Below are 11,555 nucleotides of genomic sequence, written 5' to 3' on the forward strand. Positions count from 1 at the left end.
AAGGACATGGCGCCCTTTATCGTAGAAAAAGGTTCCATTACCATTGATGGAATCAGCCTGACTGTCGTTTCTGCCGGAAGCAGCCAGTTTTCCGTATCCATCATTCCCCATACAATGAGTCATACGACACTGATGGGTAAACATCCCGGTGCTATTGTCAATCTGGAAACGGATATCGTCGGCAAATACATTCATCGCTTTATGGAAACAGGCCCCGTAGAAAGCCCGAAAGGCGTTACGATGGAAATGTTGTTGGAAAATGGATTTTAATCCGCTAAATAGAATATTACATACATATTAGGAGAGTGGTACAAATGGTACAAGTAAAAGAAGGTAAATTAATCGGTTCTGGTATTAAAGTGGGTATTGTCGTCGCTCGTTTTAATGAATTCATCTGCAGCCGTCTTCTCGGCGGGGCCTATGATGCGCTGAAACGTCATGGTGTATCCGATGATGACATTACGACAGCCTGGGTTCCCGGTTCTTTTGAAATTCCCCTCATAGCCCAGAAAATGGCTGAATCGGGCAAATACGATGCCGTCATCTGCCTGGGAGCCGTTATCCGCGGAGCCACCAGCCATTATGATCTGGTATGCAACGAAGCAGCCAAAGGGATTGCCCAGGCCAGCCTCAAGACGGGCGTCCCTGTCCTGTTCGGCGTCATTACGACGGAAAATATCGAACAGGCCATCGAACGGGCCGGTACAAAAGCTGGTAATAAAGGCTTTGACGTGGCAACCAGCGCTATTGAAATGGTCAATCTCATTAAAGAATTATAAGAGTAAAACGCTGCACACGACTATCCATCGTGTGCAGCGTTTTTAACTATTTATGGAAATGATTGGCCAGCCGGACTCAGTGGTCATCTTCTTCGATATCCGGCTCCGGACTTGTCGTAAAACCGATGACCCGGCGCGGTTCTTCCGGGTTGGTACGCTTGACGGCCACGAGCAGCAGGTTCAGCTGGGACAAGTGCTGGACCAGTTCAACGCGGGACCCGTCTTCCAGTTCTCCGTAGAACACAATCATGTTCGGGTCCCAATAGCCGACATCCTGGATAGAAAAGGTGATGTTGCCGGCTGATACGAGACGGCCGCCAGCCTGCAGATCATCTGGCAGGTCTTCCTCGAATTTATTGATTAACGTCACTACCCGTTTGTACATATCTGAAGCCAGATAAGGAGTTTCCGGATCTTCTTCCTCATCAGAAGCCCCGGCAGGATTGACCAGCACCAGCTTTGTCTCTTCGTCTTCTTTTTTTGTGGTCTGCTTCAGGACCGGATTGGTTTCCACCGGGTTGGCAGCGGTTTTCGTTTCTTCTGTCATATAAAGTCCTCCTCTCTGCATCTCCTGTATATATTTTATTCGACAATGTACAGGAGGATTCCTGCTTTACGAGATGACTAGTAATTTCCGTACCAGAATAGTATAATATAAAGTACCTTATTACGGAGAAAGGATACGTTACTTATGCAAATGGAAGATAAAATTATACATTATACGTCAGACGAACTGATTCGCGTTTCTGTCGCCGTGACGCGCACGATTACCCAGAAAGCCCGGACCTGCCACAATCTGTCCCCCGTAGCATCTGCTGCCCTGGGGCGGGCTATGACTGGTGCGGTCCTTCTTGCGGGAGATTATAAGAATCATGAAGGTGTATCACTGAAATTCAATGGTGACGGTCCTCTGGGAGCCGTCCATGCCGATTGTTTTGATTCTCATTATGTCAGAGGATACGTCGATCATCCGCAGCTGGATATCCCGCTTAAAGTGAATGGCAAACTCGATGTCAGCGGAGCCGTGGGCCAGCATGGGCAGCTTTCGGTGACGCGCTTTACGCCTGAAAAGATGACTTATACCAGTCAGGCCGAACTCGTATCGGGGGAAATTGCCGAAGATCTGGCCTATTATCTCCTCACATCGGAACAGGTCCCTTCGACGATCAGCCTGGGTGTACTTGTAGCCAGAGATTATTCCATTGCGGCATCGGGTGGATTCCTGGTTCAGGCTCTGCCGGGAGCCAGAGATGAGGATTTGGCACGGGTAGAAGCGAATATTACCTGTATCGGCCCGATTACATCGTATCTCAGCGGCCATCCTGATGGAGAAGAGCTGGCCGGTATCATCCTGAGTGGCATGCATTATAAGGAATTATATCGCCAGCCGTTATCCTGGCGTTGCACGTGTTCACGGGACCGCATAAAAAACGTACTCATGTCATTGCGCCCGGCTGATAAGGAAGAGTTACTGAACGATCCGCAGGTGGAGATGACCTGTCAGTACTGCGGTGCCAGATATGTCATCAGCCACGATGAACTGGTGGCGCTGTTTGAACAGAAAGAGACGTGATATTGTATGGGACATATTGCTATTATCGGAGGAACGGGACTTTGTGACCCGACAATGCTGGACCATGTGACGTCGGGGCAGATGGAAAATTATTACGGGACCATCCGTTACACGCGGGGAACGTATAAAGGAAAAGAAATCATTTTTCTGGCACGCCATGGCAAATACCATTCCATCCCGCCCCATCTCATTAATTACCGGGCCAATATCCTGGGGCTGAAGAAACTGGGCGTTACGGCGATTTTATCCACGACTGCCGTCGGGGCTATCAACAGGGACTATAAACCAGATGATTTTGTCCTTCCTGACCAGTTTATCGATTTTACCAGTCATTCCCGCCACGGTTCGTTTTTTGATGGCGGCAGCAACGGCGTCGTTCACGTCGATATGACCGAGCCGTATTGTCCGTCCCTGAGAGAAACAGTAGTACGGGCAGCCCAGGAACTGTCTTACCCGCTCCATGCATCAGGGACCTATGTCTGTACGGAAGGACCGCGGTTTGAAACGCCAGCGGAAATCAAGATGTTTGATAAACTGGGCGGCGATATCGTGGGGATGACCAACGTGCCGGAAGTGTGCCTGGCCCGGGAAGCAGAAATGTGCTATGCGACGATTTCGATGGTCACCAATTACGCTGCCGGCATTTCACCCGTTCCGCTGACCCATGCAGAGGTGGTCGAAAAAATGGTGCAGAATTCAAAACGCCTGCGCAGACTGGTCATGCGTGCAGTGGATTTGTATGATGACCGCGATTGTTCATGCCGTCATACACTGAAAGATTATGGAGGTTTTTCTGTCTGATGAAAACATTAGCCTGGGAACATCACGCCCTGCAGCTGCTTGATCAGACGCGGCTGCCGGGAGAAGAACGATATCTCTGCTGTACCCGCTGGCAGGAAGTACGCGATGCCATCCGCATACTGGCCGTCCGGGGAGCTCCGGCTATCGGGGTAGCAGCTGCTTATGCCATGGTTCTGGCCGCCCGGGATATTGCAGCCGATGAGCCGGATAAAACACAATTTGAAATCCGGCTGGCTGAAGCCGGAAGGGGACTGGACGGGGCCAGGCCTACGGCAGTCAATCTCCACTGGGCCGTACAACAGCAGATGAATCTGGCGAGAAGGGCTTTGTCCTCTCATACGGTGGCAGAAACGGTGGAGTTACTGGAACAAGGTGCTTGTACTATTGAACGGGATGATGCGGAAATGGACCGTCGTATAGGCCGTTACGGTGCCGGCGAGTTGGGAAAATCCCGGCAGCCATTGACAATCCTGACTCATTGCAATGCCGGGGCATTGGCTACAGCCGGAATCGGTACGGCCCTGGGGGTCATCCGTACTCTGCACAGTCAGGGGCTTGTCCGCCAGGTCTATGCCGATGAAACGAGACCATTATTGCAGGGAGCACGCCTGACTGTGACCGAACTCATGGACGACCATATCCCGGTTACACTGATTACTGATAACATGGCAGCCTGGGTCATGAAGACAAAGGGAATCGACGCCGTCGTCGTCGGGGCGGACCGCATTGCCGCCAACGGCGATACGGCCAATAAGATCGGCACGTATGGCGTCGCTGTCCTGGCCCGTGCCCACAATGTTCCTTTTTATGTAGCAGCGCCTGCTTCTACTTTCGATCTGACCATACCCGACGGGGCGGCTATCCCTATAGAAGAACGGAATCATGATGAAGTGCGCCGCCTGGGCGGCATCGTGACGACACGTCCTGACGTAGACGTGTTCAACCCCGCCTTTGACGTTACGCCTCATGACTATATTACAGGTATTATCACAGAAAAAGGCGTCATCCACCATCCGGATGACGCTATCCTGGCGACATTTTTTAGAAAAGAGGGTTAATGATTATGGAATCTGTTATTCGCGACATCTCACTTGCTAAAAGTGGTCATGAAAAAATCAGCTGGGTAGACCGGCATATGCCGGCATTAAATGCCATTGGCAATCAATTGAAGAAAGACCAGACCTTTAAGGGGAAGACAATATGCGTCAGTGTCCATCTGGAAGCCAAGACGGCTTACCTGGCCGAAGTATTGCACCGGGCCGGAGCCAATGTCATCGTTACGGGCAGCAATCCCCTGTCTACACAGGATGATGTAGCGGCGGCGCTCGTGGAAGACGGGCTGACCGTCTATGCCTGGTACGGTGCGACGGATGAAGAATATTTCGGTTTCCTCAATAAATCTCTGGATCACCATCCGGACATCATCATCGATGATGGCGGCGATCAGGTACATCTCCTGCATACGACCCGGGCCGATGCGATGGAACATCTTCTCGGCGGCACGGAAGAAACGACGACGGGGGTCAACCGCCTCCACGGTCTGGATAAAGCGGGGGCATTAAAATTCCCTATGATTGCGGCTAACGATTCGTACTGCAAATATTTGTTTGACAACCGCTATGGCACAGGTCAGTCTACGTGGGACGGCATCATGCGCACGACCAATCTGACCGTCGTCGGCAAGCGCGTCGTCGTCGCCGGCTATGGCTGGTGCGGCAAAGGCTGCGCCATGCGTGCCAAGGGACTGGGCGCCCATGTCATTGTTACGGAAGTCGATCCCATTAAAGCGATTGAAGCCGTTTTTGACGGGTTTGAAGTTATGCCTATGGCTGAAGCGGCAAAAGTCGGGGATATTTTTGTTACCCTCACGGGTGATAAGGATGTCATCCGCGGAGAACATATGAAGAACATGAAAGACGGTGTCGTTCTGGCCAATGCCGGTCACTTTGATGTAGAAATCAACAAGCCGGAACTGGAAGCGTTAGCGGTACGTCATTTTGAAGCCCGCCACAATATTGAAGGATATGAACTTCCCAATGGCCATGTTATCAACCTTCTGGCTGAAGGACGTCTGGTCAACCTGGCTGCCGGTGACGGACATCCGGCAGAAATCATGGATTTATCCTTTGCCGTCCAGGCTCTGGCTGCCAAATATATCCTGGAACATCATGGCGAACTGGGAAATCACGTATATGTCCTGCCTCATGAAATTGATACGGAAATTGCCAAGATTAAGTTAGCTTCTATGGGATATGCCATCGATACGTTGTCGGAAGAACAGCGGAAATACCTCAATCTGGACTAAGGGGGCTGTGACAGGGATGAAAAAGACACTGATTAAAAATGTCGGCATATATCAGAATCATACGGTCAGCGAACACCAGAACATCGAAATCACCGATGACAAAATCACAGGTTTCCCAAAGGATAAAGACGTATTATTCTGTGCCTATGACGAAGTAATCGATGGTCACAATATGCTGGCTCTGCCAGGATTTGTCAATGCTCATAATCATATTGCCATGACGGTGTTCCGCAGCTATGCCGACGACATGGATCTCATGGACTGGCTGCAACATAAAATATGGCCAGCTGAAGACCACCTCGACGGCGATGTCGTCTATGCTCAGACCATGCTGGGGATTGCCGAAATGATCCGCTGTGGCACGACGAGTTTTGCCGATATGTATTTCTTCATGGACGATACGGCCCGGGCCGTTGAAGAATCGGGCATCCGGGCCTGCCTGTCCCGGGGGATGACGGGCATCACGCCCAGCGCGGAAACGGCGCTTAAAGAAAGTAAACAATTATTCCTGGACTGGCATAAAAAAGGAGATGGCCGCATCACGGTCATGCTCGGCCCTCATGCGCCATACACGAACACGCCGGACTATCTGCACCGGGTCGTTGATCTGGCCCATGAACTGGGAGCAGAAATCCACACCCACCTTTCAGAAACGAAAGGGGAAGTGGAAAATATCAAAAAGCAGTACGGCAAATCGCCTATTGCCTGGTTTGACGAACTGGGGTTGTTCGATACGGGATGCCTGGCGGCTCATTGTGTCTGGGTGGACGATGATGACCTGGATATCATGGCCAGGAAGCACGTCCGTGTTGCCCATAATCCGGGCAGCAACTTGAAACTGGCCAGTGGTTTTGCCCCGATTCACAAGATGCTGGATAAAGGCATTGTCGTCGGTCTCGGGACCGATGGCGCCTCAAGCAATAATAATCTGGATATTATGGAAGAAATGCGTCTGGCTGTACTGGTACATAAGGCCGATACGCTGAATCCACTGGTCATTCCTGCGGAAACAGCTGTCCAGATGCTAACCGAAGGTGGAGCGAGAGCACTGGGCTATCGTGATATAGGCCGGCTGGAAACGGGGTATAAGGCTGATATTACCCTCATAGACCGCAGCGGCCTTCACTGGTATCCGCGTCATGATATGCTGTCGCTTCTGGCATATGCGGCTAACAGCATGGATGTCGATACGGTCCTGGTCAATGGCAAAGTTTTGTTGCGGAACAAAGAATTTACGACTATTGATATTGAAAAAGTCAAATCCGAGGCAGAACGGACAAAAATTAAACTATTTGCTTCCTTATAATACTGTAAAGGACATTCTGCAGCTGTGACTGCAGGGTGTTTCAGGATATATGGCTTCGTTGCGGATTATCGGATGTATCTTCGCAACGGAGACAGGAAAAGTGAGCGGCCCGGAAAATTCCCGGCCGCTTTTTTCTGTATGACACTGGTTCATAAGCAGGGTTTGTGATAAAATATATGAATGACTGTAGCAATGAAATATAATACATACCGGTAAGGTGTGCAGCGAAAGGAAATGACATGGGGTCGATGTTTTCACCATTAACGAAAAATATTGGGATAGATTTGGGAACCTGTACGACACAGGTATTCGTAGAAGGACGGGGCATTGTCATGTCGGAACCGTCCATTTTGGCGACAGACGAACGCAACCGCAAGACGATTGCCGTCGGTCATGCAGCAGAACAGCTGCTTGCCAAGTCACCAGAAACGGTTAAGATCCACAGGCCCCTTTTAAACGGCGTCATAGCCGATTATAATGTGACGCGCACCATGCTGGGGTACCTGCTCAGCAAGTGTGTCCGCAGTGTGCAGCGTCTGCGCATCATGGTGGGTGTACCGGCGGCTGCATCCAATGTAGAAAAAAGAGCTGTCATGGAAGCTATTTTCCAGGCCGGTGCCAAAGAAGCGTATCTGATTGAAACGGCGGCTGCTGCAGCAATCGGTGCTGGTCTGCCTGTCTATGACCCCGTGGGGAATATGGTCATCGATATCGGCGGAGGAACGACGAATATAGCCATCATTTCCCTGGGAGGCATTGTCCTGTCCCGTTCCATTCATCTGGGCAGCCTCGATTTTGATGATGCCATTAAAGAATATATACGCCAGCAGTATGCCATTGTCACAGAAGATTCGACACTGGAAGAAATGAAGATACATAATGGCTCAGCCGTTCTGCCACTGGAAGACCGGGGGTACTACTTTACAGGCCGTGGCATAGACGACGGCCTGCAGCAGGAAGTGGGCGTCAAATCCAGTGAAATCTACCGGGTCATGGGAAAACCGCTGGTCAAGATACTGGATCTGGCTCAGGATGTCCTGAGAGAAACGCCGCCGGAACTGGCAGCAGATATTATGGAACGCGGTATCGTCCTGACCGGGGGAGGCTCTATGCTTCACGGCATGGATCAGCTCTTTTCCCAGGAACTGGGGGTGCCCGTAGTATTGGCGGCTGAACCTGAGCTGGCCGTCGCCCGCGGAACCGGCAAGGCTCTCCATGACAGAGAAAAATTAGGTGCTCTCATCGAAGGGGCAGAACGTATTTACAGAAGGAGATTTTAACATTGTATTCGTTCGGTAAAAAGAGTATCATCGTCGTACTCGTATTATTCATTATCATAGCTGTTGTCGGCTGGGCCTGGCGCCAACGGGATTCCCTGCCTTTTATTACCAAACCGCTGCAGATTGTGGCGGCGCCGTTTGAATACGGTGCCAGCCGCATCATGGATACTCTGTCTTCTACGTTCCACATCGTAGATATCAGTCTGAAAAACCGCATTGAATGGGAATCTCTGGAAAAAGAAAATGCTGAATTAAAGGAACGCAGCGTCGATTATGATGAAATCCTGGCCGAAAATAAGCGGTATCGCGAGCTTCTGGATTTTAAAGCTGCCCACCGTCAGTTCAATGTGCGGGCCGGTTCGGTCATTTCCCGTGATTATGGGACGTGGAGCAATACGATGGTCATCGATATCGGCAGTGAAGACGGCATTGAAGAAAATATGGCCGTCGTGACCCCGGCTGGCGTCGTAGGATTCATCAGCGACGTGTATCCCCATTCGTCGCGGGTACAGCTCCTGACTGATCCCAGAACGAGCATCGGGGCTATTGTACAGCGCCCGGAATCCCGCGTTTCATCCGTAGTCCGCGGGAATGGCAACGTCCCGACAGAACCACAGTTTGTCAATATTGCCAAAGACGCTGACATTCTCGAAGGCGATACGCTCGTAACGTCCGGTTTCGGATCCATTTATCCAAAGGGATTGTATATTGGCACCATCGTGTCCATTCACCAGGATGACAATGATTTCGTCAAATATGCCGTCATCCGTCCCGGCGTCGATTTTTCGAAACTGGAAGAGGTGTTTGTCATTACTCATTCGACAGACAATTCCTCTTATGAAAAACCCGATGTTTCACCGAAGCTCGTGCCGCAGACACAACGCGATAAAGTAGAAGGAGTCAAAGGAGCTGCTACACTATGAGAAAATTAGCCTGTCTGGTTACGGCCTTCGTCGTATTCATACTGCAGGGATCGGTGCTTCCCTTCCTTTTCGGCGGCGTGACCCAGCCCAATCTGATTTTTCTATTTGTGGTGCTCATGTCGCTCCATCACGGAAAAAAAGTGGCAATCTATACGGCGCTCTTAGGCGGATTTGCCCAGGATGTCGTCCTTGGCAATTTCTTTGGCATCCACTTGCTGCCGTATCTGATCATCGCCTGCATAGCCAGCTACATCGGCCAGTACATAGAAGAAGAACAATGGCTGCTTACCTTGCTGGTTGTGCTGGCAGCGACTTTCCTGGACCTGGTCCTGACCTGCCTTGTCCTGATCGTTTCCGGGCAGTATATCAATATCATCGCATATCTTGTTGAATTCAGTGTGCCCATGCTTATCTATCACGGAATCCTGGCGCTGCCAGTGGACCATCTGGTCTGGAAGCTGCGCCGTAAAGAGATGTATTATAGTTTTGCCGATTTCCGCTGACAGGCCTGAAGCACGAGGAGTGTAATACATGCTAGAAGCTTTAATGAAAAAAAAGAACCAGGACGGGCGGTTCCGCTATCTGTACTGGATTGTCATTTTTATCTTTGCGGCCCTGATCTGCCGACTGGTATACCTGCAGTTATTTGAAGGCAGCTATTATCATGGGCTGGCAGACGGCAACCGCCTGCGGGCTATCCCCATAGCCGCCATGCGTGGTGTCATGTATGACCGCAATGGCCAGATCCTCGTCGGTTCCCGGCCCAGTTTCATGGTTACTTACGTCCCGACAAAAAAGGGAATATCGGACGCTGAACTGGATTCTCTGTCCAAACTGCTCAATGTTCCCAAAGATAAGCTGCAGGAAAAGATTGCCAAGGGGAAAAACTCCTTTGAACCGACAATCCTGGCCCAGGACCTGACACAGGATATCGTCACCCGGGTGGAAGAACGGCGCAATGACCTGCCGGGCGTATCTGTCGATGTCCAGCCAATCCGCTATTATCCGTACAATTCCATGGCGGCGCAGGTATTCGGCTATGTCGGGCAGATCGACGAAGAAGATATGAAACGGCTCAAGGGACAGGAAGGCGTTTCCAGCATCACCCAGATTGGCCGGGCCGGTCTGGAAGCGTACTATGATGACCTGCTGCGCGGCAAGGATGGCGGCCGTCAGGTCGAGGTCGATGCCAGCGGTACGCCGGTCAAGGAAATGGAACGCAAAAACCCTGTACCGGGGCATAATTTTCATCTGACTATTGATCTCAATTTACAGAAAGCAACAGAAGATGCCCTGGACCGGCAGGTTGCCAACGGTATCGGTACGCATGGGATTGCCGCCGTGGCTATCGACCCCAATACGGGAGCTGTCCTGGCTATGGCCAGCCGTCCCTCCTATAATCCGAACTGGTTTACCCGGGGAATTACAGAAAAGGAATGGGCCCAGATCAATAATAATCCGGCTCATCCTATGGAAAACCGTGTCATTGCCGGCGAATATCCTCCCGGATCAACCTTCAAACTGATTACCGGTACGGCCGCTCTGGAATTGAAGAAGGTCACGCCTGATGAATTGATTTTCGATAGTGGCCGTCACTGGCTGGTCGATATGCGCAACGCCGGCGGCGAAGCGCTGGGCTGGCTGAATTTTACGGAAGCACTGGCCAAATCGGATAACGTCTATTTCTATGAATTAGGGCGTCGTGTCGGCATCGATAAACTGGCCGAATATGCCCGCATGTTCGGCATGGGTAAAAAAACGGGTATTGCCCTGCGCGGTGAAGCGACAGGGCTGGTTGCCAGTGAAGAATATAAGAAGAAGAATTTCAATCAAGACTGGTATCTCGGCGATACATTCAACTCGGCAATCGGACAGGGGTTCCAGCTGGTTACCCCCCTGCAGGCTGCCATGATTGTCAGTGAAGTCGCCAATGGCGGCATCCAGTACAAACCATTCCTGGTCAGCCGCATCGACAATCTCGATGGCACGCCCTATAAGATTTTTGCACCTGAACAGGTGGGAACGCTGCCTGTTTCCAAATCCACCCTGGACCTGGTCCGGGAAGGGATGCGCAACGTTGCGGAAGAATCGGGGACAGCCGGTTCCTTGTTTGCCGGATTCCCCATCCAGGTAGCCGGCAAGACCGGGACGGCAGAAAATTTTGGCGGTGCCGATCATGCCTGGTTTGTCGCCTATGCCCCCTTTGATCATCCCCGCATCGTCATAGCCGTCCTGACGGAACAAGGCGGTTTTGGTGCCCTGGCTTCCGGCCCGGTCGCCAAGAGCATGCTGGAAGAATTTTTCCAGGTAGGCGCTTATGCTGATGGCAAGAGCCCTGCTCATGATGGGAAAGATAAAAAGAATTGATAGAGAAAGGAGCTATTTCCCATGTCCTATATAATCGCTGTTGCCTCAGGTAAAGGCGGCGTCGGCAAGACTCTGGTCACGGCCGCTCTGGCTGTCTCATTAGCCAAAAAGGGATATACGGTGCTGGCAGCCGATGCTGATATGGGTCTGCGTGACCTCGATTTGCTTTTTGGCGTACAGGATGAGGTCCTGTATGATGCCGTCGATGTCATGAAGCAGCG

The 11,555-nt window shown here is 51.3% G+C and carries 12 protein-coding genes and 1 pseudogene; 12 read left to right on the forward strand and 1 reads right to left on the reverse strand.

The window, feature by feature from the left end:
- Positions 1-270, forward strand: a pseudogene (locus DBO31_RS01355) (riboflavin synthase); the annotation flags it as partial.
- 44 nt (positions 271-314) lie between these two features.
- Positions 315-779 carry a 6,7-dimethyl-8-ribityllumazine synthase gene (ribE, locus tag DBO31_RS01360; protein ID WP_059075890.1) on the forward strand — a complete coding sequence of 155 codons (465 nt, stop codon included), beginning with the start codon at positions 315-317 and terminating at the stop codon, positions 777-779.
- A gap of 76 nt (positions 780-855) precedes the next feature.
- Here ribE and DBO31_RS01365 read toward each other — a convergent pair whose 3' ends face one another.
- Positions 856-1,326, reverse strand: coding sequence for a DUF6173 family protein (locus tag DBO31_RS01365; protein WP_234995348.1), 471 nt, complete (start codon positions 1,324-1,326; stop codon positions 856-858).
- Positions 1,327-1,470: 144 nt separating this feature from the next.
- Between DBO31_RS01365 and hslO the strand changes: the two genes are divergently transcribed.
- From hslO to DBO31_RS01415, 10 genes are all read left to right on the forward strand, one after another.
- The gene (gene hslO, locus DBO31_RS01370) at positions 1,471-2,352 is read left to right on the forward strand and encodes an Hsp33 family molecular chaperone HslO (RefSeq protein ID WP_150824256.1); all 882 of its coding nucleotides are present in this window, start codon (positions 1,471-1,473) and stop codon (positions 2,350-2,352) included.
- Positions 2,353-2,358: 6 nt separating this feature from the next.
- Positions 2,359-3,153, forward strand: a complete 795-nt coding sequence (gene mtnP, locus DBO31_RS01375) for an S-methyl-5'-thioadenosine phosphorylase (protein ID WP_150824257.1) — start codon at positions 2,359-2,361, stop codon at positions 3,151-3,153.
- Positions 3,153-4,211: an S-methyl-5-thioribose-1-phosphate isomerase gene (mtnA, locus tag DBO31_RS01380; RefSeq protein ID WP_059075893.1), complete on the forward strand. Its 1,059-nt coding sequence runs from the start codon at positions 3,153-3,155 to the stop codon at positions 4,209-4,211. Before mtnP ends, mtnA begins: the two co-directional genes overlap by 1 nt.
- Before the next feature lie 5 nt (positions 4,212-4,216).
- Entirely contained in the window at positions 4,217-5,458 is a 1,242-nt protein-coding gene (locus DBO31_RS01385; RefSeq protein WP_059075935.1) for an adenosylhomocysteinase, read from the forward strand.
- Between the two features lie 16 nt (positions 5,459-5,474).
- The gene (locus tag DBO31_RS01390; RefSeq protein WP_150824258.1) at positions 5,475-6,764 is read left to right on the forward strand and encodes an amidohydrolase; all 1,290 of its coding nucleotides are present in this window, start codon (positions 5,475-5,477) and stop codon (positions 6,762-6,764) included.
- A 239-nt stretch (positions 6,765-7,003) separates the two neighbouring features.
- On the forward strand, positions 7,004-8,044 hold the full coding sequence (locus DBO31_RS01395; RefSeq protein ID WP_059075895.1) for a rod shape-determining protein: 1,041 nt from the start codon (positions 7,004-7,006) through the stop codon (positions 8,042-8,044).
- A gap of 2 nt (positions 8,045-8,046) precedes the next feature.
- A complete protein-coding gene (mreC, locus tag DBO31_RS01400) occupies positions 8,047-8,967 on the forward strand; it encodes a rod shape-determining protein MreC (protein WP_075581104.1) in 921 nt (306 codons plus the stop codon).
- Positions 8,964-9,470, forward strand: coding sequence for a rod shape-determining protein MreD (gene mreD / locus DBO31_RS01405; protein WP_150824259.1), 507 nt, complete (start codon positions 8,964-8,966; stop codon positions 9,468-9,470). The genes mreC and mreD overlap by 4 nt, the downstream gene beginning before the upstream one ends.
- A gap of 28 nt (positions 9,471-9,498) precedes the next feature.
- On the forward strand, positions 9,499-11,334 hold the full coding sequence (gene mrdA / locus DBO31_RS01410; RefSeq protein WP_059075898.1) for a penicillin-binding protein 2: 1,836 nt from the start codon (positions 9,499-9,501) through the stop codon (positions 11,332-11,334).
- Between the two features lie 21 nt (positions 11,335-11,355).
- Positions 11,356-11,555: P-loop NTPase (locus tag DBO31_RS01415; protein ID WP_150824260.1), on the forward strand; the 200-nt coding region annotated here is incomplete at its 3' end.

The organism is Megasphaera sp. DJF_B143 (genome assembly GCF_900320625.1).
Lineage (GTDB): Bacteria > Bacillota > Negativicutes > Veillonellales > Megasphaeraceae > Megasphaera > Megasphaera hexanoica.

Bases quoted from the DNA above. Each gene is read 5' to 3' on its own strand.
- mtnA (WP_059075893.1), top strand. From the start codon at position 3,153: ATGAAAACATTAGCCTGGGAACATCACGCCCTGCAGCTGCTTGATCAG.
- mrdA (WP_059075898.1), top strand. From the start codon at position 9,499: ATGCTAGAAGCTTTAATGAAAAAAAAGAACCAGGACGGGCGGTTCCGC.
- hslO (WP_150824256.1), top strand. From the start codon at position 1,471: ATGCAAATGGAAGATAAAATTATACATTATACGTCAGACGAACTGATT.
- mreD (WP_150824259.1), top strand. From the start codon at position 8,964: ATGAGAAAATTAGCCTGTCTGGTTACGGCCTTCGTCGTATTCATACTG.
- mtnP (WP_150824257.1), top strand. From the start codon at position 2,359: ATGGGACATATTGCTATTATCGGAGGAACGGGACTTTGTGACCCGACA.
- DBO31_RS01385 (WP_059075935.1), top strand. From the start codon at position 4,217: ATGGAATCTGTTATTCGCGACATCTCACTTGCTAAAAGTGGTCATGAA.
- DBO31_RS01365 (WP_234995348.1), bottom strand. From the start codon at position 1,326: ATGACAGAAGAAACGAAAACCGCTGCCAACCCGGTGGAAACCAATCCG.
- ribE (WP_059075890.1), top strand. From the start codon at position 315: ATGGTACAAGTAAAAGAAGGTAAATTAATCGGTTCTGGTATTAAAGTG.
- DBO31_RS01390 (WP_150824258.1), top strand. From the start codon at position 5,475: ATGAAAAAGACACTGATTAAAAATGTCGGCATATATCAGAATCATACG.
- DBO31_RS01395 (WP_059075895.1), top strand. From the start codon at position 7,004: ATGGGGTCGATGTTTTCACCATTAACGAAAAATATTGGGATAGATTTG.